Source organism: Thioclava sp., from assembly GCF_048263065.1.
Classification (GTDB): domain Bacteria; phylum Pseudomonadota; class Alphaproteobacteria; order Rhodobacterales; family Rhodobacteraceae; genus Thioclava.
On sequence record NZ_JBLXEM010000002.1, the window covers coordinates 44,641 to 70,165 of the forward strand.

At 60.9% G+C, this 25,525-nt stretch carries 21 protein-coding genes; 14 read left to right on the forward strand and 7 right to left on the reverse strand.

What is annotated here, in order from left to right; translation table 11 throughout:
- Positions 1 to 96 precede the first annotated feature (96 nt).
- On the forward strand, positions 97 to 1,017 hold the full coding sequence (gene rarD, locus ACN0SD_RS03355) for an EamA family transporter RarD (RefSeq protein ID WP_417806807.1): 921 nt from the start codon (positions 97 to 99) through the stop codon (positions 1,015 to 1,017).
- Here the strand turns inward: rarD and ACN0SD_RS03360 are convergent.
- A complete protein-coding gene (locus ACN0SD_RS03360) occupies positions 1,014 to 1,568 on the reverse strand; it encodes a TIGR00730 family Rossman fold protein (protein ID WP_417806809.1) in 555 nt (184 codons plus the stop codon). The two genes, rarD and ACN0SD_RS03360, sit on opposite strands and share 4 nt — an antisense overlap.
- A 112-nt stretch (positions 1,569 to 1,680) precedes the next feature.
- On the opposite strand from ACN0SD_RS03360, the gene ACN0SD_RS03365 reads away from it, so the two are divergent.
- A complete protein-coding gene (locus ACN0SD_RS03365; protein ID WP_417806810.1) occupies positions 1,681 to 2,907 on the forward strand; it encodes a LysM peptidoglycan-binding domain-containing protein in 1,227 nt (408 codons plus the stop codon).
- 132 nt (positions 2,908 to 3,039) lie between these two features.
- A complete protein-coding gene (locus ACN0SD_RS03370; RefSeq protein WP_417806811.1) occupies positions 3,040 to 4,884 on the forward strand; it encodes an ABCB family ABC transporter ATP-binding protein/permease in 1,845 nt (614 codons plus the stop codon).
- A gap of 6 nt (positions 4,885 to 4,890) precedes the next feature.
- Here ACN0SD_RS03370 and ACN0SD_RS03375 read toward each other — a convergent pair whose 3' ends face one another.
- Together ACN0SD_RS03375 and ACN0SD_RS03380 are read right to left on the reverse strand one after the other, a co-directional pair.
- Positions 4,891 to 8,448, reverse strand: coding sequence for an efflux RND transporter permease subunit (locus ACN0SD_RS03375; RefSeq protein WP_417806812.1), 3,558 nt, complete (start codon positions 8,446 to 8,448; stop codon positions 4,891 to 4,893).
- Positions 8,445 to 9,611, reverse strand: coding sequence for an efflux RND transporter periplasmic adaptor subunit (locus ACN0SD_RS03380; RefSeq protein WP_417806813.1), 1,167 nt, complete (start codon positions 9,609 to 9,611; stop codon positions 8,445 to 8,447). The genes ACN0SD_RS03375 and ACN0SD_RS03380 overlap by 4 nt, the downstream gene beginning before the upstream one ends.
- Positions 9,612 to 9,791: 180 nt before the next feature.
- Between ACN0SD_RS03380 and ACN0SD_RS03385 the strand changes: the two genes are divergently transcribed.
- Genes ACN0SD_RS03385 through der form a run of 3 tightly spaced genes read left to right on the forward strand, consistent with a single transcriptional unit; the run spans position 9,792 to position 13,416 of the window.
- Entirely contained in the window at positions 9,792 to 10,469 is a 678-nt protein-coding gene (locus ACN0SD_RS03385) for a hypothetical protein (protein WP_417806814.1), read from the forward strand.
- Positions 10,470 to 10,529: 60 nt separating this feature from the next.
- Positions 10,530 to 11,852 (forward strand): PQQ-binding-like beta-propeller repeat protein, encoded by a 1,323-nt coding sequence (locus ACN0SD_RS03390; RefSeq protein ID WP_417806815.1) that lies wholly within the window; start codon positions 10,530 to 10,532, stop codon positions 11,850 to 11,852.
- Between the two features lie 49 nt (positions 11,853 to 11,901).
- Entirely contained in the window at positions 11,902 to 13,416 is a 1,515-nt protein-coding gene (gene der / locus ACN0SD_RS03395; RefSeq protein ID WP_417806816.1) for a ribosome biogenesis GTPase Der, read from the forward strand.
- Positions 13,417 to 13,480: 64 nt separating this feature from the next.
- Here der and serS read toward each other — a convergent pair whose 3' ends face one another.
- On the reverse strand, positions 13,481 to 14,770 hold the full coding sequence (gene serS, locus ACN0SD_RS03400) for a serine--tRNA ligase (protein WP_417806817.1): 1,290 nt from the start codon (positions 14,768 to 14,770) through the stop codon (positions 13,481 to 13,483).
- A 199-nt stretch (positions 14,771 to 14,969) separates the two neighbouring features.
- Here serS and ACN0SD_RS03405 point away from each other — a divergent pair, with 199 nt between their 5' ends.
- Together ACN0SD_RS03405 and ACN0SD_RS03410 are read left to right on the forward strand one after the other, a co-directional pair.
- Positions 14,970 to 15,953 (forward strand): efflux RND transporter periplasmic adaptor subunit, encoded by a 984-nt coding sequence (locus ACN0SD_RS03405; protein ID WP_417806818.1) that lies wholly within the window; start codon positions 14,970 to 14,972, stop codon positions 15,951 to 15,953.
- Positions 15,946 to 19,191 carry an efflux RND transporter permease subunit gene (locus ACN0SD_RS03410; RefSeq protein ID WP_417806819.1) on the forward strand — a complete coding sequence of 1,082 codons (3,246 nt, stop codon included), beginning with the start codon at positions 15,946 to 15,948 and terminating at the stop codon, positions 19,189 to 19,191. The genes ACN0SD_RS03405 and ACN0SD_RS03410 overlap by 8 nt, the downstream gene beginning before the upstream one ends.
- Before the next feature lie 226 nt (positions 19,192 to 19,417).
- Here ACN0SD_RS03410 and ACN0SD_RS03415 read toward each other — a convergent pair whose 3' ends face one another.
- From ACN0SD_RS03415 to ACN0SD_RS03425, 3 genes are all read right to left on the reverse strand, one after another.
- On the reverse strand, positions 19,418 to 20,464 hold the full coding sequence (locus tag ACN0SD_RS03415; RefSeq protein WP_417806820.1) for a YeeE/YedE family protein: 1,047 nt from the start codon (positions 20,462 to 20,464) through the stop codon (positions 19,418 to 19,420).
- A 65-nt stretch (positions 20,465 to 20,529) separates the two neighbouring features.
- A complete protein-coding gene (locus ACN0SD_RS03420) occupies positions 20,530 to 20,781 on the reverse strand; it encodes an ArsR/SmtB family transcription factor (RefSeq protein WP_417807185.1) in 252 nt (83 codons plus the stop codon).
- Positions 20,782 to 21,030: 249 nt separating this feature from the next.
- A complete protein-coding gene (locus ACN0SD_RS03425) occupies positions 21,031 to 21,495 on the reverse strand; it encodes a hypothetical protein (RefSeq protein WP_417806821.1) in 465 nt (154 codons plus the stop codon).
- A gap of 95 nt (positions 21,496 to 21,590) precedes the next feature.
- Here ACN0SD_RS03425 and ACN0SD_RS03430 point away from each other — a divergent pair, with 95 nt between their 5' ends.
- The 6 genes from ACN0SD_RS03430 to soxA all read left to right on the forward strand — a co-directional run bounded on the left by ACN0SD_RS03430 (position 21,591) and on the right by soxA (position 25,369).
- Positions 21,591 to 22,328, forward strand: a complete 738-nt coding sequence (locus ACN0SD_RS03430; protein ID WP_417806822.1) for a cytochrome c biogenesis CcdA family protein — start codon at positions 21,591 to 21,593, stop codon at positions 22,326 to 22,328.
- Between the two features lie 17 nt (positions 22,329 to 22,345).
- A complete protein-coding gene (locus ACN0SD_RS03435; RefSeq protein ID WP_417806823.1) occupies positions 22,346 to 22,906 on the forward strand; it encodes a thioredoxin family protein in 561 nt (186 codons plus the stop codon).
- Positions 22,907 to 23,119: 213 nt separating this feature from the next.
- On the forward strand, positions 23,120 to 23,596 hold the full coding sequence (gene soxX, locus ACN0SD_RS03440) for a sulfur oxidation c-type cytochrome SoxX (RefSeq protein ID WP_417806824.1): 477 nt from the start codon (positions 23,120 to 23,122) through the stop codon (positions 23,594 to 23,596).
- Positions 23,597 to 23,630: 34 nt separating this feature from the next.
- Complete coding sequence (gene soxY / locus ACN0SD_RS03445) at positions 23,631 to 24,050, forward strand: thiosulfate oxidation carrier protein SoxY (protein WP_417806825.1); 420 nt, start codon at positions 23,631 to 23,633, stop codon at positions 24,048 to 24,050.
- A gap of 23 nt (positions 24,051 to 24,073) precedes the next feature.
- Positions 24,074 to 24,400, forward strand: coding sequence for a thiosulfate oxidation carrier complex protein SoxZ (gene soxZ, locus ACN0SD_RS03450; protein ID WP_417806826.1), 327 nt, complete (start codon positions 24,074 to 24,076; stop codon positions 24,398 to 24,400).
- A gap of 108 nt (positions 24,401 to 24,508) precedes the next feature.
- Positions 24,509 to 25,369, forward strand: coding sequence for a sulfur oxidation c-type cytochrome SoxA (soxA, locus tag ACN0SD_RS03455; RefSeq protein WP_417806827.1), 861 nt, complete (start codon positions 24,509 to 24,511; stop codon positions 25,367 to 25,369).
- Positions 25,370 to 25,525 lie beyond the last annotated feature (156 nt).

A 25,525-nucleotide genomic window follows, 5' to 3' on the forward strand; every position in this document is an offset into this window, starting at 1 on the left:
GGCGGTCGTATCTATCGCCCCGGCCCCTTTCCCTTGGCCCCCCTTTTCTTTCCCGCCGCGATCCGTCAGCTTGCGCGCAAACGCGAGGGACGCATGATGAGCGAGGCTGTCAAAGGGTTTTGGGCGATGGTGACAGTTTGCATCGTCTGGGGGTTGTCGGGGCTATATTACAAGATGCTTGATGGGGTGCCTCCGATTGAGGTGCTCGCCCATCGCACGCTTTGGTCGCTGATCTTTTTCGCGCTGATCCTAGGGTTTCGCGGGCGGTTATCTGAGGTCGTGCGGGTCTTGCGTGCGCGTCAGGGGCGCAGCGCTGCGATGGTGGCGCTGGCGGCAATCATGATTTCGGCCAATTGGTTCACGTTCATCTGGTCGGTGCAGACGGGTCATGCGGTGCAGGCGAGCTTGGGCTACTACATCTTCCCGCTGGTCGCCGTTGTGCTGGGGCTGATCGTTTACCGCGAGAGCCTTGGCAGCTTGCAATGGGCGGCGGTGGCGTTGGCGGGAACGGCGGTGGCGGTGTTGACGCTGGGGCTGGGCATTGCGCCTTGGATATCGCTCATCCTCGCCTTCACTTTCGGCACTTACGGGCTGATCAAAAAGGGGCTCAAGGCCGGTCCAATGGTATCGGTTTGCGCCGAGGTGTTGTTGCTGTCGCCCATCGCGCTGGCGGTGCTGGCTGGCTATTATTTTGGCTGGTGGGGTAGCGCGCCGGGTGCCGGTGCTTTTGGCAAAGACTGGCAAACCTCTGCGCTGCTGGCGTTTTCCGGCCCGCTGACGGGTGTGCCGCTGTTACTGTTTGCCTACGCCGCGCAGCGGGTGCGGCTGGCGACCGTGGGGCTGGTGCAATATCTGAACCCGACGCTACAATTTGGTGTGGCGACGCTGGCCTTTGGCGAGCGGGTCACGATTTGGCACGCAATTGCGCTGGGGCTGATCTGGTGCGCGCTGGCGCTGTATTCCACGGCCAGCCTGCGCCCGCGTCGTGTCACCGCTGCCCCGCCCGAGGCCGTCTAGGCGAGGGCCGCGATCAACGCGGTTTCCAGCTCGGCCACGCTGTCCACCGCCACGATCAGGTCGCGCAGCGAGGCGTCGGCAAAGCCCTCAGTGATGATATGCGCGATCATGTTCAAAAGCGGTGTCCAGTAGCCCTCGATATTGAGCACGAAAATCGGCTTTTCATGCAGCCCGATCTGGCGCCATGTGAGCACCTCGAACAGCTCGTCCAGACTGCCCGCGCCGCCGGGCAGAACCACAACCGCATCGGCATTCATGAACATCACCTTCTTGCGTTCATGCATCGTTTCAGTGACCACGAAGGTCGAGAGGTCACGCTTGCCGACCTCGTGCGGGAACAGGTGCTCGGGGATCACCCCGAATGTGCGCCCGCCCGCGGATTGCGCGGTGCGCGCAACCTCGCCCATTAGCCCGACATCGCCGGCGCCATAAACCAGTTGCCAACCGCGCGCGGCAAGCATCGCGCCCGTGGCGCGCGCGCTCTCGGTATAGGTTGGTCGCACGCCCGGACGCGAGCCACAATAAACACAAATAGATCTGGAAATGCTCATGGCGCGGCTCCGGTGCTGAAAAGGCTGTTCTTGCAGGTTTGATAGCGAGGTTGTTAAGGTCACTCAAGGTGTGGCCTCGCAAGAAGGTCTGCGCGAGGCGAAAGGGACTTTGATGGCACAGCGTGACGCGCAAGGCGATAAGGCAAAAGCAGCAGGGCGGTCGGGTGCGCTACTGGGCGGTGGCGCGGCTTTGGCGCTGGTCGTGGCGGCGCTGATTGGCTGGGCGGTCTTGGGGCCGGATAATGCGCCCGAGGCGGATGGCGATAGCACTGCGCCGACGACGCAGAAGGCGACCCCAGCTAAGGCCGCAGATGGAGCCATGGCGCGCATTGACGTGCCTGACGCGGGGGCATCCGGAACGCCAGAGACTGCGCCCGCCGCTTTGGCAAAGACGGAGACGTCGGGGTCATCTCCAGCCTCTCCACCATCAAACGCCCAGACCGCAACCGTGCAGTTTGATGCGCTGCGTGCGGCACCCGATGGCTCGGTTACACTGGCAGGCCGCGTCGAGCCAGACGCAAAGGTTGAAATTCTGGTGGACGGCCAGACGGTTGCACGCGAGACAGCCGATGGTGCGGGCAATTTTGCCTCGTTGTTTGATTTGCCCGCAAGTGCGAGTGCGCGCGCGCTGTCGCTGCGTGTGACCAGCGCGGATGGCGTGGCGCGTGACAGTGCGGAAAGCCTTGTGTTGCGCCCCGCGCAAACCGAAATCGCCACGGCACAAGAGGGCGCAGACCCAAGTGCGACGCCAGCGGCTGACGAAATGGCGCAAGCGACCCCCGCGCCGATTGTGACCGATGCTACGGGCGCACGGCTTTTGGCGCCCGCCAGCGACACGTTGGTGATCGACACAGTCGCGTTCGGGCAGGGGCTCAGCGCGAGTGCCGAGGGGCGCGGCGCGCCTGAGGGCACCAAACTGGGCGCGTATCTCGACGGCGAATTGGTGGCGCAAACGCAGGCTGGGCGCGACGGGCGCTGGTCGCTGGATTTGCCGGGGTTAAGCGCAGGTGCGCATAAGCTGCGCATCGACGCGACGGGTGCTGCGGGAAAGGTGATTGCACGCGCCGAGACCGCGTTTGAGCAGCCCGACCAGATCGTTGTGGCCACTGCGGGCGCATCCTCACAGGCCACATCGGATGCGGTGGACGCTGCGAGAGGCGAGGGTAACGCAGTCAACGTGGTGCAGATCGTGCAAGGCAATACGCTTTGGGCGATTGCGCGCGAGGTGTATGGCGATGGCGTTTTATATGTGCGGGTGTTCGACGCCAATCGCGATCAGATCCGCAATCCCGACCTGATTTATCCCGGCCAGGTTTTTACCATTCCGTCACAGCAATAGCGGCGGCTGCGACACAATCGGGGCTGGAACCTCGGGGCGCGCAGCGTTAGCGTGCGCGCCTGCCGAGCGGTGCCGGGGGCCAGCCCCCGGACCCCCGGAGTATTTACGGCCAGATGAAAGAAAGGGCATGCGATGCCTCCGTCTCAGATCACCACAACCGGGAAAATGTCGCGCGACGAACGGTCGCGCGGCTGGCGCACGATCCGCGCTGTGTTGCCGTTTTTGTGGGCGCATGAGGCCCCTTGGGTGAAGCGTCGGGTGGTGCTGGCGATGCTGGCGCTCGTTGCCGCCAAGTTTATCTCGGTCTTTACGCCTTTCATCTATCGCGCGGCGGTGAATATGCTGTCTGGCGAGGGGGTTAGCCCCGCTTGGGCGCTGGGCGTGGGCGCGGTGGGGATCACCGTGGCTTACGGTGTGGCGCGCCTGATGACCGTGGCATTCGGCGAACTGCGCGATGCGATTTTCGTGCGTGTGGCGCAGCGGGCGTTGCGCCATCTGGCCTTGCAGACATTCACCCATATTCACCGTCTGTCGATGCGCTATCATATCACCCGCAAGACCGGTGGCTTAAGCCGTGTAATTGAGCGCGGGGTGAAGGGCGTCGAGTTCCTTTTGCGCTTCATGCTGTTTTCGGTCGGGCCGTTGATCTTGGAACTCACGATGGTCACGATCATCTTCGCGGTGGTGTTTGACTGGCGCTATGCGGCGGTCGTGGTTCTCACGGTGGCCGCCTATGTCAAATTTACCTTCAAAGTGACCGAATGGCGCGTTGCGATCCGGCGCGCGATGAACAAGGCCGACACGGATGCCAATCAGAAAGCCATCGACAGTCTGCTGAACTTTGAGACGGTGAAGTATTTCGGGGCCGAAGCCCGCGAGGCCGAGCGCTATGACGAGTCGATGCGTGGCTATGAGCAGATGGCGGTTAAGACTGGCCAGTCGCTGGCGACGCTGAATGCTGGGCAATCGCTGATCATCACAATTGGGCTAGTGACGGTGATGGTGATGGCCGCGATGGAGGTGCAAGCGGGCACGTTGACGGTCGGTGATTTTGTCATGGTGCAGGCCTATATGATCCAGATCACCATGCCCCTTGGGTTTCTGGGCACGGTTTACCGAGAGATCCGGCAGGCTTTGGTCGATATGGGCGAAATGTTTGATTTGTTACATCAGCCCTCGGAAATTCAAGATAAACCGGGCGCGAATGTTCTGAATGTGCAGGGCGGTGCAGTTACGCTGGAGAATGTAGAGTTCCACTATGATCCCACACGCCCGATCCTGAAGGGGATTTCGCTAAGCGTGCCTGCGGGGAAAACCGTGGCGCTGGTTGGGCCGTCTGGATCTGGAAAATCGACCATCGGACGGCTGTTGTTTCGGTTTTATGATGTCACCGGCGGGGCGATCAAAATTGATGGGCAAGACTTGCGCGATGTGACTCAAGACAGTTTGCACGATGCGATTGGCGTGGTGCCCCAAGATACCGTGCTATTTAACGACTCGATCCGCTACAACATCGCTTATGGGCGCGCCAATGCCAGCCAAGACGAGATTGTCGCCGCTGCGAAAGCCGCCAAGATCCACGATTTCATCATCGACCTGCCCGATGGCTATGACACCTCGGTGGGCGAGCGCGGGCTCAAGCTGTCGGGGGGCGAAAAGCAGCGCGTGGGCATCGCGCGCACGATCCTGAAGAATCCGCCGATCCTGTTGCTGGACGAGGCGACCTCGGCGCTGGATACCCAGACCGAGCGCGACATTCAGGACAGTCTCAAGGCGATGGGGCAGGGGCGGACGGTGATCACCATCGCGCACCGGCTGTCCACGATTGCCGATAGTGACGAGATCGTGGTGCTGGAGAAAGGCGAGATCGTCGAGCGCGGACATCACGAGGACCTACTGGCGCGCCACGGGCGTTATGCGGCGATGTGGGCGCGCCAATCGGCCGAGGAAGAAGAGGCGCAGGAAGGGGCGGCGTAACCTGCCTTATTCCGCTGCGTCGCGACCTTGCAGGAGATGGGGTTTCGCGCCGCCCTCATGGGGCAGGGCGTCGTCCCAGATTAGCTCGCGTCCACGCATCTTGCGCATCGCGCGCTCTAGCGCCAAATCACGTGCGGCGCGGCTGTCGATGCCTTGCATCAAGGCCGAAAGCGCGCGCGTTCCGCGATAGGCGCCCGCGTTGATCCAGACCCGGATCGACAGCAGTGCTGGCGTCAGCACCAGCGTCAGCACCGTCGCCGTGCCCAGCCCGAAGACCACCGCCGTGGCAAGCTGTTTCCACCACATCGCTGTGGGGCTGTTGATCGAATAGCCGCCATTGAAGAAGTCGAGCGAGAGTCCGAACATCATCGGAGCAAGCCCGGCCATCGTGGTGATCGTGGTTAGTAGGACGGGGCGCAAGCGGGCCTCGGCAGTGCGGATGATCGCCTCTATCTGGGGCATGTAGCGCGAGAATTCCTGATAGGTGTCGATCAGGATGATGTTGTTATTCACCACAATTCCCGCCAGCGCCACGATCCCTACGCCGGTCATGATGATCGAGAATTGCTGGCCCATCACCAGCATCCCGATCAGCACCCCGGCGGTGGACAGGATCACTGCAAGAAGCACCAGTACCGCGTTGTAAAAACTGTTGAATTGCGCCAGCAGGATCACGAACATCAGCGCCAGCGCGCCCGCGAAGGCCTGCATCAAAAAGGCCTGGCTTTCGGCCTGTTCCACCATGTCGCCCGACCATTCGTAGCTGACGCCATAGGGCAGCTCGGCCTTCGTGCTTAGCCAATCCTCAAGGGCGGCAATGCGCTCGTTTCCCGTGATCGGAGCGCCTGCGTCATTCGTCAGCCCGGTCGCCACATCGGCCTTGATGTCATAGTATCGCGTCTGGTCGATCCGGTCGATCTGGCCGAGTTTGGGCACCGGCGTGCGGGTGATGAAATTGGCCAGCGGCACCAGCCCCTCGGAGGTGCGCAGCTTGAGCGTATCGAGCGTTGACAACACGCGGTCCTGTTCGGGCAGGCGGGCGCGGATCTCGATTTCTTCATCAGAACTTGGCACCCGCATCGTATCAAGCAGGATGCCGCGTGTCACAAGTTGCACCATGCCGCCCACTGTGGCCACATCGGCCCCGAAACGGCCCGCGCGGGTCACATCGACGTCGATTTCCCAGTCGATTCCGGGCAGGGGGCGGGTGTCTTCAATGGCGGTAACGCCTTTCATTTGCGCCATATGCGCCTCGACAGCATCGACCGCCTGACCGAGCGTTGCGAAATCATCGCCTTTGAGGCGCAACTGGATCGGCTTGCCCGAGCTTGGCCCGCGATCTTGCGCCAGATAGTCGGCCTTGATGCCGGGGATCGTGGCGATTTTGGCCATGATCCCTTCCATCACCACATCGCCCCTCAGATCGGCGTCGGATTTGCGCGTCTCCCACGGGGTCATTTCAACCTGAATCTGCCCGATCGTGTCGCGTGGGGCACTGGCGCCGCCGGTGTTCTGGTTCAAGCCGCCCACACCCGCGAAGGAGAACACGGCCCCCACGCCCGGCGTGCCGATCACGCGGGATTCGGCTTCGCGCAGTAGGGCGTCCTTTTCCGAGAGCGACTGGTTGCCGCGTGCGCGCACATAGATGATCGCCTGCTCGACCTCGGAATCGGTAAAGAATTGCGTGCCGTTATTGTGCTTGCCGAAATAGCCAAAGGTAAAGATCACCGCGCCCACGATCAGGGCCACGCTGACCAGTGGCATGATCGGATTGCCCGCGATAAAGGCGGTGACATGGCCAAAGGGGCGGCGACGATAGCCAGCCTCAACGGGGCGGCGTTTGCGCACAGGCTTAGCCGCGGTCAGCGTGATCGAGGCCGCCATCGCGGCGAGCACGAACAGCACCGCACCGGGCAGCGAGGCGGCGAATTGCCCCGAGGGCGTATGCCCGCCCGACAGGTAATCGGGGTTCAACGTCAGCATCGCGCCAAGGAAAACCAGCGCGACCGAGACCACCGCCAGCGCGAGGCGCAGCGGGTAGGGCCAGTGATTGATCACGCCCGCGCCCATCTCAAGGCGGCGCGACAGACGCCCCGCGACGCCCCCCATCACCGGCAGATAGACCAGCGCCACCACCAGCGAGGCCGAGAGCACAAAGATGATCGTGATCGGCAGCATGCCCATGAATTCACCGGGCACGCCGGGCCAGAACAGCATCGGCAAAAACGCGCAAAGCGTGGTGGCGGTGGAACTGACCACGGGCCAGAACATGCGCTTGGCGGCCTCGGTATAGGCGGCCATCGGCCCCGAGCCTTCAGTAATGCGTTTGTCGGCATATTCCACGATGACGATCGCGCCATCGACCAGCATCCCCACCGCCAGAATCAGCCCAAACATCACGATATTGGAAATTGGCACGCCCATCGCGCCGAGCAGCAGGAAGGTCAGCAAGAACGAGGTCGGAATCGCAAAGCCCACCAGCAGCGCCGAGCGCGTGCCAAGCGTCGCCAGCACCACGATCATCACCAGCGCAATCGCCGTCAGAACTGACCCCTCAAGCTGGCTGACCATCGCGCCCACGGTTTTCGACTGATCGAGGGATACCCCCACATCGACCGCGCGTTGCAGCGGTTCGGGCCAGCGCGCCTGCGCATCCGCCACCGTTTTGCGCACCAGATCGACCGTGTCGATGATGTTGTAGCCCTTGCGCTTGACCACTTGCAGCGCGACCGTGGGCTGGCCGTTAAAGCGCGCGGTGCCGGTGCGGTCCTCGAATGTCAGGCGAATATCGGCCAGATCGCCCAGCGTCACCATGCGCTCGCCATTCTTCTTGACGGGCAGGTTATATACGTCTTGCGCGGTCTCGAACGTGGCGGGGATCTTGATGGAAAACGCGCCACCCTCGGTTTCCACCACGCCCGCTGCGATCAACTGGTTGTTGGATTGAACGGTGGCGATCAATTCAGGCGCGGTGACGTTGTAGGACTCCAGCCGCAGCGGGTCGATCACCACCTCAAGCATCTCGTCGCGATTGCCCGCGATCTGTGCCTCAAGGACGGGTTCCAGCCCCTCGACCTCGTCTTGCAGATCGCGCGCAAGGCGTTGCAGCGTGCGTTCGGGCGCATTGCCCGACAGTGTGACGACGACGACCGGAAACTCTGAGAAATTGATCTCGTTGATCGAGTATTTCTCATAGCCATCGGGGAATTTCCCCTCGGCGGTGTTCATCGCGTCGCGCACATCGGCGATAATCTTGGTCTTGTCCCAGCCGAAATCGAACTCCATCATCACGCCGGCATAGTTTTCCTGCGCAATGCCGGTCAGCTTGTCGAGCCCGTCGAGCCCCGCCAGTTCGGTCTCCATCGGCTTGACCAGCAGCTTTTCAGAATCAGCCGCCGAAATGCCGGGGAAGGGGACCGACACAAACAGCATCGGAATTTCGATGTCAGGCTCGCCCTCTTTGGGCAGGCTGAGATAGGCCGCAAGCCCCGCAACGATCGAGATCACCACGAAGGCAATCACCATGCGCGCGCGGGCGGCGGCCCAATCGACGATGCCAGTCATTGTGCGGGGGCCGGGGTGGAGGCGGCATTGGGTTCGGGCGTGCCGGGACGCGGAGTATCGCGCGCCACATCGCCGGGGGCGTGATCGACCAGCGTGACGATGACGGGCGAACCCTCGGTGACGTAATCCTGACCTACGACGATCACTTCGACTCGCTCGGGCAGGCCTGCCAGCCAGACACCGTCGGCGGTGTCGCGCAGGAAGGTGACGGGGGCGAAATGGGCCACGCCGTCGCGTGCAATCCGCACGCCCAATTGCCCGTCATCATTAAGCGTCATCGCCGAGGCGGGCAGGAAATGCGCCTTGGTGCCATCAGCGGCGATGATCATTTCCACAGTCTGGCCCTCGCGGATCGTGGCGTCGGGATTGGCGACCTCGGCCTCCACGGTGAAGGTGCGCGTTGTCGGATCGGCGCTTTGCGCGACATAGGTGACGCGGCCCAAAATCTCGCGCCCCGTGGCCAGGCGCCCGCCGACCTGCGCGCCCATTTTCACCCGGTCGATTTCGGTTTCTGGCACATATCCGACCAGTTTGATCGGGTTGAGCGCGATCACCGTTGCACACAGCCCACCCGAGGCGAGAAATGATCCAAGCTCAGCGGTTTCGCCCTCAAGAATACCGGCGAAAGGAGCGATGATTTTAAGGCGTGTTAACTCGGTTTGCGCCGCCTCGACGCCTGCGGTTGCGGCCTGAAGTGCGGATTGCGCTGAGGCCGCTGACGTGTCAGAGCGATATCCCCCCGCCTGCAATTTCTGTGCAGCTGTGGCATTGAGCCGCGCCTCGATCAGCCGGGCCTGCGCCTCGGCCAGCGCGGCGGGGCGGGTGCCGGGATCAAGCGCGCAGAGCACATCGCCCTGCGCGACGGCGTGACCCTTGGCCAGCGGCTCGGAAATCACGCGTGCCGAGGTCTCAGCGCGCAATTCAACCCGGCGCGCCGCCTCGGTCTGACCTCGCGTCAACACGCCCTGATCCAGCGCACGCGCGCTTGAGGCCACGGCCTGCACCGGCACCGCACCCTCGGGAGTCTCGGCTTGCGCGACAATTTCTGCCGTGGGCTGCGAACCCGATTTGCCCGCAAAGCCCATCAGGCGATCGCGCTCAAACACCAGTAAATACAGCACACCCAGCACGAGGACCGCGTTGATGATCGGGATCGGGCGCATGAAATGGCTCCTGACGCGGGCGGTATGGAATTGGGCGGATAGGGTAGGGTCAACCGTATCGTTCAACTTAAGGTGAGGTTTGCGTGATCTCAAGGCCTTGGCTGGCAGAACTCAGCGGGCCTTGGCAGGCTTTGTGCAGCCGTGTAAGAGGGGCCGGAAGACTAGCGAAAAGAGGCACGCGTGAGCGAGACCGACAGTTTTATCGACGAAGTGACCGATGCGGTCCGCCAAGACAAACTTTTTGCGGCATTTCGCAAATGGGGTTGGATCGGTGGCCTGATTATTTTGGCCATCGTGGGCGGCACCGCGTGGAACGCCTATCAAAAAGAGCAAGCCAACGCCAAGGCGCGCGGTTTTGGCGATCAGGTGATGGCGGCGATGAATGGTCAGGATACCGATCCGGCGCTGGCAGCAATTGCCCCAGACGGTGCGGGGCGCGCGGCTGTTCTCAAGATTTTGCAAGGCGATCAGGCCGTAAGCGCGGGCAAAACCAAAGAGGCGCTGGCGTTCTATGACGCCGCCGCTGCCGAGCCGGGCTTGCCGGTGTCGATCACGCAATTGGCGCAACTTAAGTCGGTGATCGTGGCGGGGCCGGATATGGACCCCGCCAAACGTGATGCTACGCTGGCGTTTCTGGCGACGCCGGGCGCGCCTTATCGTCTATTGGCGATTGAACAACAGGCTGCGGTCAAGCTGGCAAGCGGTGACAAGGACGGGGCCATCGCCTTGGCCAAACAAATCCTTGAGGACGCCGGGCTGACACCGGGCTTGCAACAACGCGCGACAGAGTTGATTGTGGCGTTGGGTGGCGAAGTGCCGCCCGTGCCGGGGGCGGCTCAGGCGGCTCCGCAAGAGTAACGTGACGATCAAAACGGGTTTGCTGCAAAAGCGAGCTGATACAAGGCAGGGGGAACGGGCGTGAATCTGAGCAAGACTATCTTCGTGCTGGGGATGGCCGCGACATTGGCGGGCTGTACCAAAGAGGTCATCTTGCAAGGCGAACGCCTGTCGCCCCGCGACGCGTTGCGCGCCGACGAGGGGTTGCCGCCTTTGCCGACCCCGCAAGATCAGGCCCAGCCAATCAGGTTGCCCGCGCAGGTTTCCAATAGCGAATGGCCGCAACGCGGTGGCGCGCCTACTCATGCGCTGTTCAACGCCGCCATAGGGGCTGGCACCACCCCGATCTGGTCGGCCGATATCGGGGCAGGCAATGCCAAACGCTACCGCATCACCGCTGATCCGATTGTCGGCGGGGGACGTGTCTATACGCTTGATAGCCAAGCCCGTGTCAGTGCAACCGCGCTCAACGGCGCGCGTGTTTGGCAGACTGACATTACACCGCCCGGCGATCACGAGGGCGATGCCTCGGGCGGCGGCGTGGCCTATGACAAGGGCACGGTTTACGTCACCTCCGATTTCTCGGAACTGGTTGCGATTGACGCCGCCAGCGGTGCAATCAAATGGCGCCAGTATTTCGATGCCGGTATCGGCGGGGCCCCCACGGTCGAGGGCGGCACGGTCTACGTTGTGGCGCGTGACAGCTCGGCTTGGGCGATCCGCGCGAGCGATGGCAAAGTGCTTTGGCAAGTGCCCGGCGCGCCGTCGGATTCCGGCATGACGGGCGTGTCCTCGCCTGCGGTCAACGGTCGTATGGTCGTGTTCCCCTTCCCGTCGGGCTTTATGTCGGGCGTGTTGCGTCAAAGCGGGATGCAGCTGTGGCAATCCAAAGTGCCGGGCGCGCGTCCCGGTGTGGCTTATGCCTCAATCGTGGATCTCACGGGCGATCCGGTTATCGTAGGCGATACCGTTTATGCGGGGGCTTCGACGGGCAAACTGGCGGCGTTTGATGTGAATTCGGGTGCGCGTCTTTGGACGGCAACCGAAGGCGCGAACTCGCCGGTGCAAGTGGCGGGTGGTTCGATCTTCCTGACCTCGGATGCGGGTCAGATCGTACGCCTTGATGCGGCGACGGGCGCGCAGATCTGGGCGCGCGATCTGCCCTATTACGTCAAGGATAAGCCTAAGAAACAGCGCACGATCACCGCCAACTATGGCCCGGTCCTAGCGGGGGGCAAGCTGTTCGTCGCCTCGTCTGACGGCATCTTGCGGGTGTTCAGCCCGGTCAATGGCACCCTTATCGGTCAGGCAAATATCCCCGGTGGCGCGGCCTCTGACCCGGTTGTAGCGGGGCGCACCCTGTATGTTGTGGGCGGTGACGGGAAACTGCACGCTTTCAAGTGACGCCATTCGGGTGTAAGGGGGCCGCTCGTATCCGCCCAAGGAGGGCAACATGAGCTTTACCCTGGCCATCGTCGGCCGCCCGAATGTCGGCAAATCGACCCTGTTCAACCGTCTGGTGGGCAAGCGTTTGGCGCTGGTCGACAACACGCCCGGCGTCACGCGCGATCTGCGCGAGGGCGATGCGCGGCTGGGCGATCTGCGCTTTATTGTCATCGACTCAGCCGGTCTGGAACTGGCCGAGGATGACAGCCTGCAAGGTCGGATGCGTCGCCTGACCGAGCGCGCGGTCGAAGAGGCCGATATCTGCCTGTTCCTGATCGACGCGCGCGTTGGCGTGACCCCGGCGGATGAGATTTTCGCCGACATTCTGCGCAAAAAGAACGCCCATGTCATTTTGGCCGCCAACAAGGCCGAGGGCGCTGCGGGCGATGCGGGCGCGCTTGAGGCCTGGTCTTTGGGTCTTGGCGAGCCTTTGCGCATTTCGGCAGAGCACGGCGAGGGTCTTGATGATCTTTACACCACTCTGGTGCCGCTGGCCGATGAGTTTGCCGCCAAAAACGCTGCCAACACGCCTGAAACCGATGTTGTGCTTGATGATGAGCTAGAAGAGGGCGACATTCCCGCCTACCAGCCGCCCTCGGCTGCGAAACCGTTGCAACTGGCGGTGATCGGGCGGCCCAATGCGGGCAAATCCACGCTGATCAACAAGATCATCCGCGAAGACCGTCTACTGACTGGCCCCGAGGCGGGGATCACGCGGGATGCGATTTCGGTGACCAATACGTTCATGGGCACGCCGATGCGGATCTGGGACACCGCCGGGATGCGCAAACGCGGCAAAATCAACGACAAGCTGGAAAAGCTGTCGGTGGCGGATGGCTTGCGCGCGGTGCGCTTTGCCGAGGTCGTCGTGGTCTTGTTAGACGTCAATATTCCCTTTGAAACCCAAGACTTGCGCATCGCTGATTTTGCCGAGACCGAGGGGCGCGCAGTGGTGGTTGCCGCCAATAAATGGGATCTCGAAGAAGACAAACCCGAAAAGCTGAAAGAGCTGCGCGAGGCGTTTGAACGCTTGTTGCCCCAGCTGCGCGGCGCACCGATGGTCACGGTTTCGGCCAAGACCGGCAAGGGGATCGACCGGCTGCATGCCGCTATTTTGAAGGCGCATGAGGTCTGGAACCGTCGCGTCACCACGGGCAAGCTGAACAACTGGCTCGGCGCGATGGTCGAGGCGCATCCGCCGCCCGCTCCGGGGGGACGCCGCATCAAGCTGCGCTACATCACGCAGGCCAAGACGCGCCCGCCGGGCTTTGTGGTGAAAACCACTTATGCCGACAAGATCCCTGCGAGCTATGAGCGCTATCTGATCAACGGTCTGCGCGAGGCGTTTGACATGCCCGGCACGCCAATCCGGCTGTATCTGCGCGATCAGGGGCAGGATAACCCGTTCAAGGATCGCAAAAAGTCGATCCCGTCGCGTTTGAAGAAACACGTTGATGCCAAGAAAAAGGCCGATCACAAAGAAACCGCGCGCAAGCGGCGTGAGAGCAAAAAGACCGACTGACACGGCGTTTCGAGTTAAAAAAGGGCCCCGCGATGGGGCCCTTTTTCATGCGGTATCAGTAAGATCAGACCAGCGCGCCATCCACGAGCCGCGTTTTGCCGCCCAGATAGGGGTGCAGCGCGGCGGGCAGGGTGACCGAGCCATCCTCTTGCTGACCGTTTTCCAGCACCGCAATCAGGCAGCGCCCCACAGCCAGACCAGACCCGTTCAGCGTGGCCACGAAATCGGGCTTGCCGCCATCGGCGGGCTTGAAACGGCCATTCATCCGGCGCGCTTGGAATTGACCGCAGGTCGAGATCGAGGAAATCTCGCGATAGGTGTTTTGACCGGGTAGCCAAACCTCAAGATCATAGGTTTTCTGCGCGCCAAAGCCGATATCGCCCGTGCAGAGCACAACGCGGCGATAGGGCAGCTCCAGCGTCTCTAGCACGGCCTCGGCGCATTTGGTCATGCGCTCGTGTTCGGCTAATGCCTCGTCTGGGTGGCAGATCGTGACCATTTCGACCTTCTCGAACTGGTGCTGACGCAGCATCCCCGAGGTGTCCTTGCCCGCCGATCCGGCCTCGGAGCGGAAGCAATTCGTATGCGCGCACATGCGTTGGGGCAGGGCAATGGCGTCGAAAATTTCATTCGCGGCGTAATTGGTCAGCGTGACCTCGGCGGTAGGAATCAGCCACCAGCCATTCGTGGTCTGATAGCTGTCTTCGCTGAATTTCGGCAATTGCCCGGTACCCAGCATCGCGGAATCGCGCACTAGGACAGGGGTGATGTTTTCGCTTAGCTCGTGCTCATCGACATGCAGATCGAGCATGAACTGCGCCAAGGCGCGATGGACCCGCGCCACCCCACCTTTCAGCACCACAAAGCGCGCGCCTGACAGTTTGGCGGCTGTTTCGAAATCCATCGCTTTGCCGACGGCGGGCAGTTCGTAATGTTCCTTGGGTGCGAAATCAAAGCTGCGCGGGCTGCCCCAGCGGCTGACCTCGACGTTTTCGTCCTCATCCGCGCCTTCTGGTACCTCATCAAGAGGCAGATTCGGGATCGTCAGCAGCAGATCCCGCATCTTGGCGTCCAGATCGCTGGCCTCGGCCTGCATCGCGGCCACTTCGGATTTCTTCTCGCCCACCAAAGCGCGAAGGCGTTCGAACTCGGCGTCATCGCCCTTGGCCTTCGCGGCGCCGACCTGTTTGGAGGCGGCGTTTTGCGCGGCTTGCGCGGTTTCGGCGGCGTGAATCGCGGCGCGACGTGCCTCGTCCAGTGCCAGCAGCTCGGGTGAGATCGGCGAGAGCCCCCGGCGCGCAAGTTTGGCGTCGAAATCAGCGGGGTTTTCACGGATTGCGCGAATATCGTGCATCTCATCTCTCCAAGACTGTTGCGCCCACGGCTTTAGCGCATGAAACTGGCGCGTGAAAGCCCCCGGCCGATGCAGCCGCGACACAGTGCCCAACCCAGTAGGCTTGCGCGGCGGTTGAATTTTGCTGTAAGGGGTCACATTCAAGAACCGGAATATAACCGGGGAAACGCGCGTCCTCCGGGATGGAAGGGAAATCGAGATGAAACTGATAGTCTTGCCGCTGACATTTGTCCTGATGGTCTTGCCGGGATTGGTCATCGCCGCCGATGGGCCGATCACAATCGAGCCCCAGATCGTGACAGATTGGAAATCGGTTTACGGTCAGGTCGAGGCCAAGAACACCATCGCCGCGCGCGCGCAGCTTTCGGGCACCATCACCGAGTTGGACGTGACCGAGGGCGACAACGTGACCGCCGGGCAAACCATCGCCAAGATTGTCGATCAGACGCTAGTCTATCAGATCGGCGCGGTGGATGCGCAGATCAACGCGTTGCAGGCGCAGCTTGGCAATGCCCAAGCAGAATTGAAACGTGGTCAGGATCTGATGGCGCGCGGCGTGTCGACCTCGCAAAACGTCGATAGCTTGCAGACGCAGGTTAACGTGTATGAGGGCCAGATCGCGGCGCAAAAGGCGCAGCGCGAAGTCTATCAGCAGCAGGAAAAATACGGCACGGTCACGGCCCCGATTGCGGGTAAGGTGGTGTCGGTTCCCGTGACCAAAGATGCGGTGATCATGGCGGGCGAGACGATTGCGACAATCGGCGGGGGCGGATTTTTCTTGCGTTTGTCGGTGCCTGAACGCCACGCGGATACGCTTAAGCAGGGTGATACGATCATGATCACCGATTCCGATGGCAAGGAAATCGAGGGCAAGCTGGCCAAAATCTACCCGCAAATCGAGGGCGGACGCGTGCAAGCCGATGTCGAAGTGCCTGATCTGAACGCGCGTTTCGTGGCGGCCCGTTTGTTGGTGAAACTGCCGATGGGCAATCGCCAGACCATCGTGGTGCCCGCGAGCTATATCGCGACCCGCTCGGGGCTGGATTTTATACGCGTGAAGGATGGTGATCGCACCTATGAGCGCACCGTCGTGCCGGGTGTTCGCGCCAATCTTGATGGGCAGGAGATGCTGGAAATTCTCACCGGGTTGAACCCGGGCGATGTGGTGGTGCCTCATGAGTGAGAAGACAACCGGGCCCGAGACGCCCGAAGACGAAAAAATCCACGGCAAGCTGGGCATTGCCGGGGCGCTGACGAAATCGTTCATCCGCTCGTCGCTGACGCCTTTGATGGTTCTGGCCGCCGTTGCGGTGGGCATGGTGGCGCTGATCTCGCTGCCGCGTGAGGAAGAGCCGCAAATCGCGGTGCCGATGGTTGATATCCACATTCAGGCGCCGGGGCTAAAGGCCGATGACGCGATGAAACTGGTGACCGAGCCGATGGAAACCATCGTGCAGGGCATCAATCAGGTCGAGCACGTCTATTCTCAAACGCAGGACGACTACGCGCTGGTGATGGCGCGCTTTAAGGTTGGCACCTCGGCCGATGCCGCCGTTTTGCGCGTGCATGAAAAGATGCAAGCCAACATGGATCGCATCCCCAAAGGCATCCCGGATCCGGTGATCGTGGGGCGCGGGATTGACGATGTGGGGATTGTCTCGCTGACCTTCACGGGCAAGGACGGCGCGCAGATCGACAGTGATGAGCTGACCCGGATCGCGCGCGAGATGCAGACCGAGGTTACCAAAATCAGCAATGTCGGTCTGACCTATATCGTGGGCGAGGCGACCAACGAGATTCGCATCGAACCCGAGCCCGACAAGCTTGCGCTTTATGGCGTCACCTTGCAGCAGCTCTCGCAAAAGGTCACGCAGGCCAACCGCTCGTTCAACACCGGCACGATCCGCAATGAGGGCAAGCAAATCTCGCTGGCTGCCGGTAAGACGCTGGTCGCCCCGGCTGAAATCGCAGGGCTTTTGCTGACCACGCGCGATAACCGCCCGGTCTATGTGGCCGATGTGGCCAAGGTGTCTTATGTGCCCGACGCTGCGGATATGATCGTGTCGAATGTGCAGCGCGATAAGGACGGCAAGATTGAGCGCACCCCGGCGGTGACGCTGGCGATTGCCAAGCGCGCAGGCTCGAACGCGGTGGTCGTCGCGGAACAGATCCTCGAGCGGATGCACCAGTTGCACGGCACGCTGATCCCCGATGATGTCGAGGTCAAAGTCACCCGCGATTACGGCGAGACCGCCAACGAGAAAGCCAACGAGTTGCTGTTCCACCTTGGACTGGCGACAGTGTCGATTATCGGCTTGGTTCTTGTGGCGATTGGTTGGCGTGAATCCATCGTGGTGGCGGTGGTCATTCCTGTGACCATTCTGCTGACGCTGTTTGCGGCTTATGTGATGGGCTTTACGCTGAACCGGGTGTCGCTATTCGCGTTGATTTTCGCGATCGGGATTCTGGTCGATGATGCCATCGTGGTGATTGAAAACATCGCACGACATTGGGCGATGAAGGGGCCGGGGTCACGCGTGACCAAGGCGATTGAGGCGGTAGCCGAGGTCGGCAACCCCACCATCGTGGCGACCCTGACAGTTGTGGTGGCGCTTTTGCCGATGCTCTTTGTGTCGGGCATGATGGGGCCGTATATGTCGCCGATCCCGGCGGTGGCCTCGGCGGCGATGATTTTCTCGTTCTTCGTGGCCGTTATCATCACGCCGTGGCTGATGGTGAAAGTGGCTGGCAAGGCACAGCTGCATGGTCACGCCGATGGCGAAGGCGGGCATCAGGCAGGCGGGCGGCTTGGTAAGCTATATGCCTCAGTCGCGCGCCCGATCCTCAAGACCAAGGGGCGCGCCGGGCTGTTCCTGATTGTGGTGACGGTGCTTAGCTTTGGCTCGCTCGGGCTCATCTACACCAAGCATGTCACAGTCAAGTTACTGCCTTTCGACAACAAGTCCGAGTTGTCGGTGGTAATCGACATGCCAGCGGGCACCTCGGTTGAGGAAACCGACAATGTTGCGCAGCGTGTCGCTGATATTGTGACGGAAATGCCCGAAGTGCTGGCAACGCAAACCCATGCAGGTACGGCGGCGCCCTTTAACTTCAACGGGCTCGTGCGCCATTACTACCTGCGCGAAGGGGGCAACAAGGGCGATGTCGAGATTCAGCTGTTGCCCAAGGCCGAGCGCAACCGCTCCAGTCATGAAATCGCAATCGAGATCCGCGACAAGATCAAGGCGATCAAACTGCCCGAAGGCGCAAGCTTAAAGACGGTCGAACCACCCCCCGGCCCACCGGTGATCGCCACCCTTCTGGCCGAGGTCTACGGCCCCAACCCGGAAATCCGGCGTGCAGCGGCGCGTCAAATCGAGAAGGCGTTCAAGGAAGTGCCTTATATTGTGGATGTGGACAATTCGTTCGGCATCCAGCCCGATAGGCTGCGCGCGACGGTGAATTCTGACGATCTGGAATTCTACTCGGTGCAAGAGGGCGATGTCTGGGACACGCTGGCGATGTTGAACGGCTCGACCACGGTGGGCTATTCCCATCGCGGCCAGGAACGCCAGCCAATCCCGATCGTGATGGAGCGCTCGAAATCCAACAAGGTGATGAACGAGAACACGCTGTCCACCCCGATCCCGGCCAATGTTCTGCCCGGCGCGCGCGGCGTGGTGGAGCTGGGCGATGTCGTGAGCGTGGCCAAAGAGAAGGCGTCCTATCCGATCTTCCGCCATAACGGGCGCGAGGCCGAGATGGTCACCGCCGAACTTGCTGGCCAGTTCGAGGCACCGCTCTATGGCATGTTGGCCGTCGATAATATCATCAACAACATGCAATGGGCGCCGGGCGAAAAGCCCACGATTTCGCTGCACGGTCAGCCTCAGGATGAAAGCCATGTCACGCTGCTTTGGGATGGCGAATGGGAGGTGACGTGGGTCACGTTCCGCGATATGGGCGCGGCGTTTGCCGTGGCGCTGCTGGGGATTTATATCCTCGTGGTGGCACAATTTGGCAGCTTCCGCCTGCCGCTGGTGATCCTGACGCCGGTGCCGCTGACCTTCCTTGGCATAATGCTGGGCCACTGGATCTTCCACGCGCCGTTCTCGGCCACCTCGATGATCGGATTTATCGCGCTGGCGGGGATTATCGTGCGCAACTCGATCCTGCTGGTCGATTTCATCCGACACGCGGATGAAACGGACAAGACCAAGACCGAGATCCTGATCGAGGCTGGCGCGATCCGCTTTAAACCGATCTTGTTGACGGCGGTGGCGGCGATGATCGGCGCGGTGGTAATCTTGGCGGACCCGATCTTTCAGGGTCTGGCGATCTCGCTGCTGTTCGGTCTGCTAAGCTCGACCTTGTTGACGGTGCTGGTGATCCCCGCGATTTACCGGATCTTCAAGACCTGATCGGGCTGCTCCTGAAAACCAACGCCCGCGCGAGGATACCCCTTCGCGCGGGCGCTTTTATGTGGTTTTGCTGCCTACGCAGCGGCGCGTTTGGGGATAGGACAGGCGCCTCCGGCGGGAGTATTTTTAGCCAGATGAAAAGGGAAAGCGTTTGTATTTCATCTAGCCAGAAATACTCCCGCCGGAGGCATCCAACGGAAAAATCCAGCGCTGCGCGATGAGGGGCTTATTCGGGTTGGAAGCCGTGGATCAACTGGCGCAGGCCGATCAGCCCGCCGATTATGATTGAAGCGAGTGTCACAGGCGCCGAAAAGGCCAGCACTGACATTGCGCTCACGCCTTGCCCGATAGAGCATCCCAGCGCGATTGTGCCGCCGATCCCCATCAAGGCCGCGCCGCCGACTTGGCGGCCCAGTTCACGGGGGTCTTCGCAGGCTTCCCAGCGAAACAACCCGCGGATCAACGAGCCGGAGAGAGCACCCACAAGCACGCCCCCGACCAGCCCGACGGAAAAGGTGATTCCGCCCGCTGTGGAGGTCATGAAATACAAGATGGTGCGCCCCAAGGGGGCGGTAAAGGAGGGGGCCTCGACCCCGGTTGCGCCCATGCTTTCGCCATACAGCCACGAGGTTCCGATCAAGCACCAGACCACCGCGAGACCCGCAGCTATGCCCCATGCCACGCGGCGCGTATCCGTGCGCAGCGGTTTGTAAGACAGCCCCCACGCAAGAAAGCCCGCCGCCACCGGGAGCGCAAAGACCAAGGGCGGCAGACCGCTGCGCGCGGCGAGCCAATGCGCGATGCCTTGGGGGGACGTTGCCGGGTCTTGCGAAAAGATCAGCAGGCGTAGATGGGCAAGCGGCCCTGACAGCGTGACAAACGCAAAGATGCCCATCACCACGACGACAACCAGCGCGCGCAGATCCCCGCCACCAAAGCGCACCAGCGCGCCAAAGCCGCAATTGCCCGCCATCGCCATGCCATAGCCAAACAGCAACCCGCCGACGATTGACGCCAGCGGCGACCATTGGATCGTGTGATAGAAGCTGTGCGTGATATCGGCCCAGCCCAATGCCTCGGCCAGAAACGAACCGGTGATCGCCACGGCCAGCACCACGCCCCAAAGCCGGACCCGGCGCTGATCTTCGCCGTAAGCGGCGCTTTCCAGCGCGCCCAGCGTGCAGAAATCACCCAACCGGGCTGCCAATCCCAGCACCGCGCCGCCGATCAACCCGACCAAAGCGGCCAGCACACCCATTGGAAGGTGTTCCATTTCGCGCCTCCCCTCCGGGCAAGTCTGGCCCGGCTTCTAAACTGAACGCCTTGCAAGACCTACGCCTAGTCGGTGCTGCAAAACATTTCGTAGACCACCTCGATCAACCGCCGCGCGCGCGGATCAGACAGGGTGTAATAGATCGCCTTGCCCTCTCGGCGTGAACTGACAAGCCCCTCAAGGCGTAGCCGTGCAAGCTGTTGGCTGACCGCAGCCTGACGCGATTCGAGCAGGTTTTCCAACTCGGTCACCGATTTCTCACCCGAACTGAGATGGCACAGAATCATCAACCGCCCTTCATGGGCGAGCGCCTTCATCAGGTTAGAGGCATCTTGGGCGCGCAACAGCAGCTCTTCGGCGTCCAAACGTGCGCATTTCCCGTCCTGACCGGGAACGGGAGGGGTAAGGTCGTGATCGCGCCCATCTGGTGCCATTTGTCGCACCGCCATTTCCTTCTTGCAGGCCACATAAATTAGCGCAGCCGACTGGTAAAACTATACAGGCTTTAGCACGGCGATTCGCCGGAACAAAGCCTCGCCGCTCATATTTCGACGAAAACGCAGCGGCTATTGCGCCGGTGGCGGCAAATCGGCACCCGCCCTTTGCAGCGCTTGACCCAGCAATCCCCAGAAGAAATCTTCGCTCGCATAGCCCTCAATCCGCGCAATTTCAGTACCATTATCGAGTAAAACAAAGGTCGGCGTATAGATCGTCTTGCCCCCCGTAAGGGTCACGTCCTCGGGCATGGGCTTGTGTAAATCGGCGCGTTCGAGCGGCGCAATTTTGCCCTCGGGGGTCTTCGGATAGATCGGACCAAGATCGTGATTCCACATCCGGCAATAGACGCAGCCTGCCTGCTCAATCATCAGCAGGCGAAAGCGCGATTGTGTGGCGGGGGCGGGCTTGGTCGATGCGCTCGCGGGCGCATTGGCGACCGGATCCGGAGTTGGGGCGCTCTCGGCCCACCCGAATGTTGGCCCTGCCACCATCACGGCAGCGAGAAAAATCGCGCAAGCAGACTCACGAAACATTGACGGCACTCCCATTACATATAAATATCGTAATATGTTTCACGGGGGCGTCAAGAAACGGTTAGGAGGCCGGGGCGCTAATAAGGGAGGTGTTCGTGCCAATTGATCCAAGTTTCGGGGGCGCATTTTTCGCCGGGTTATTGTCATTCCTGACGCCCTGCATTTTGCCTATGGTTCCGTTTTATCTATCTTATATGGCTGGCCTGTCGATGAGCGAGCTGCGCAGCGACGGGGCGATTGCGCGCGGTGCGCAGATGCGCATGATCGCTTCGGCGGTGGCGTTTGCTTTGGGTGTCACCACGATTTTTGTGCTGATGGGGATGGGCGCAACCGCGCTTGGCTCGGCGTTTCGCGAATGGATGGGGCCGCTTTCCTATGTTGCGGCGGCGATCTTGCTAGTCTTCGGGCTGCATTTTCTTGGCGTGATCCGCATTCCGTTCCTCTACCGTGAGGCGCGCATGGAATCCAAAACCGACCCGACCACGTTTTTCGGGGCCTATGTGATGGGGCTGGCTTTTGGCTTTGGCTGGACGCCCTGCGTTGGCCCGGCACTGGCTGCGATCTTGATGGTGGCCTCGGGGATGGGAGATATCACTCAGGGCGGGTTGTTGCTGTTTGCCTACGGGGTGGGGATGACCTTCCCCTTTGTGATAGCAGCATTTTTCACCAAGCCGTTTCTGGCCTTTATGGCGCGCCACCGTGCCAAGCTGGGCTATGTCGAAAAGGCGATGGGAGTTATGCTGATCGTGTTCGCGCTCCTGATCGTGACGGGCGGGCTGCGCTGGATCGGGCAATTCCTGATCGAGGTTATGCCCAGCGGAAGTTTGGGTTAAGAATAGGGAGAGAGAGAATGCGTTTTTTGACTGCCATGTTTGCCGCGCTGGTCGCGAGCCTGATGTTGTCGCTGCCGGTAGCGGCCGCGGAACTGGGCGATGACGGGCTGCACAAAGAGCCGTGGTTCCAAGAGACCTTCAAGGATATGTCCGACGATTTGGCCTCGGCCAATGATGCGAAAAAGCGTCTTTTGGTGATCTGGGAACAGCGCGGCTGTATCTATTGCAAGAAGATGCATGAAGAGGTGTTCTCGGACCCCGAGATCGCGAAAATGATCACCGACAATTATTATGTCGTGCAAATGAACCTGTTTGGCGATGTCGAGGTCACCGATTTCGACGGTGAATCGCTGCCCGAAAAGGACATGGCGATGAAGTGGGGGGTGATGTTCACGCCCACGATGATGTTCTTCCCCGAAGAGGTCGACGACGTGGCCGCAAACAAGGCTGCCGTGGCGCAGATGCCCGGCGCTTTTGGCAAGGGCACGACGAAGGCACTTTTGACCTGGGTGAAGAATCACGGCTACGAGAGCGGTCAGAATTTTCAGAAATATGTTGCCGAGCAGATGGCGCAGTAATCACGTCGATTTGATCTATTTTTCAGTAAGACCCCGCATAGAAAATCCTGTGCGGGATCTTTCTGCACCTGCGAGATATCTTGATTTAAAACGATTTTTTTGATGTGTTTGGGTAAACATATCGGAAAATATGCCAAATTTTGAATTTATCGTTGCGCCTCGCTAACGCACTCGCTTAAATGTGTCTCAGGGAGAGAATTTGGGAGGACTTCTATGAAACGCCACGTTGCGTTGGCCGCAGTGGCCGCCACGTTCGCCGCTACCGCCGCGTTCGCCGAGACCGCGCCGATGGATGTAAAGTTCACCGATGTCGGGGAAGTAACCGAGTCACTGACTGGCCAACCGGGCGATCCGACAAAGGGGGCAGAAGTTGCATCGACCAAATCGCTGGGCAACTGCGTGTCCTGCCATGTCGTGTCTGCGCTTGATGCGTCCTTTCAGGGCAATATCGGCCCTGAGTTGAACGGTGCAGCCGATCGCTGGAGCGAAGCCCAGCTGCGCGGTATCGTTGTTGACGCCAAGCACACGTTCGAAGGTTCCGTGATGCCTGGAATGTATAAAACCGGACCGTTCATTCGTCCCGGCGATGGCTATACCGGCAAGGCTGCGCCTGCCGATCTGCCGCCGATCCTGAACGGTCAACAAGTAGAGGATGTGGTCGCATTCCTTATGACGCTTAAGGAAGAGTGACCTTTTCTGAGTAACCCGAGAGGAGAGAGACAAGATGACGATGACCAGACGTGACGCGCTGGCGCTGGCGATGGGTGGTTTTGCTGCCTCGGTGCTGCCGCTGCCCGCGCTGGCCGATGCTACGGCCGATGCGATCGCGAAGTTCACCGGCGGTGCAGCCGCAGGTGAGGGTGGCCTGACGCTGACCGCTCCCGAGATCGCCGAAAACGGCAACACGGTCCCGGTTTCGGTCGACGCACCCGGTGCTACCGAGATCGCGATTTACGCCCCCGGCAACCCGACGCCCGACGTTGCGGTGTTCAAATTCGGCCCGCTGGCAGGTTCGCAAGCCGCCTCGATCCGCATCCGCCTGTCGAAAACGCAGGATCTGGTTGCCGTTGCAAAGATGGCCGATGGCAGCTTCGTGCAAGCGAAATCGACCGTGAAAGTCACCATCGGCGGCTGCGGCGGCTGATCGGATAGCAGGAGAGACATGATATGAAAAACGTCAAACCCCGCGTGAAAGTGCCGAAGTCAGCGTCCGCCGGTGAAGTCATCACCATCAAGACCCTGATCTCGCATCCGATGGAATCGGGTCAGCGCAAAGACAAAGACGGCAATGTGATCCCGCGGGAAATCATCAACCGTTTTACCTGTGATTTCAACGGTGAGAACGTGATCGACGTCACGCTCGACCCGGCTGTTTCGACCAACCCCTATATCGAATTCGACGCCAAAGTGCCCGAAGCCGGTGAGTTCAAATTCACTTGGTATGATGATGACGGGTCGATTTACGAAGACAGCAAGACGATCGCGATCGGCTAAGCCATAAGGCAATGCCGCGGGGGCGAAGGGAATGCCCCCACCAAGGATAACTCTGCGCCCGATGGGGAGATCGACGGGCGCAGAGGTCACCCAGGGAGGACCAGAGATATGACGCTGCGCACCAGCCGCACCATCCTTGCCGCCACCGCCGTTCTGGCGCTGTGCACTGCGCCTTTGCGCGCAGAAATGGCGGATGACGAACTTAACATCAACGGCGATACGCCGATCGTAACCAAGGCGCCTGCCGCCGATTTCCTCAAGGGTCACCTTGATGAAGTTTACTCGGGCTGGCTGTTCCGCACCGACAGCTCGCGGGCGATGGAGCAAGACGACTTCGACAATCCGATCATGGTCTTTGGTGAACAAGGCATGGACAACTGGAATGTCGTTGACGGTTCCGAGGGCAAGTCCTGTGCCTCCTGTCATGGCGATATCGAAGAAGGCATGAAAGGCGTGCGCGCCAAGATGCCCCATCTCAACGCCAAGGGCGAGCTGTGGTCGATGGAAAACTACATCAACGACTGCCGCACCGAGCGCATGGGCGCCGAGGCTTGGGGCTGGGATAGTGGCCCGATGAAGAACATGACGGTTGCGATCGCAGTTCAGTCGCGTGGCATGCCTGTGAACGTCAAGATCGACGGCGATGCCGCCCCGTTCTGGGAAAAAGGCAAAGAGATGTATTACACCCGCTATGGTCAGCTTGAGCTGTCCTGCGCGTCTTGCCATGAAGAAAACTATGGCAATTACATCCGCGCCGACCACCTGAGCCAGGGTCAGCTGACCGGTTTCCCGGTCTATCGTCTGAAGAATGCGGGCGTGGTTTCGATCCACAACCGCTTTAAGGGCTGCATTCGGGACACCCGCGCTGAGACCTTCAAGCCGGGTTCGCAAGAGTTCCGCAATCTTGAGCTGTATGTCGCATCGCGCGGCACGGGGCTTGAGATCGAAGGCGGCGGCGTTCGTCCGTAAACTATGCTGCGCGCGGGGCAGGGGAAACCTTTGTCCCGCGCGCGTCTTTCGGACATATTCAATTTTTACTATCTGTTTGAATTCGTTTGTCAATTTAGAGTTTGAGACGGTGCTTTTTCCGCCCATCGGAAAGAGGAAAAGAAGGAGAGACACAGC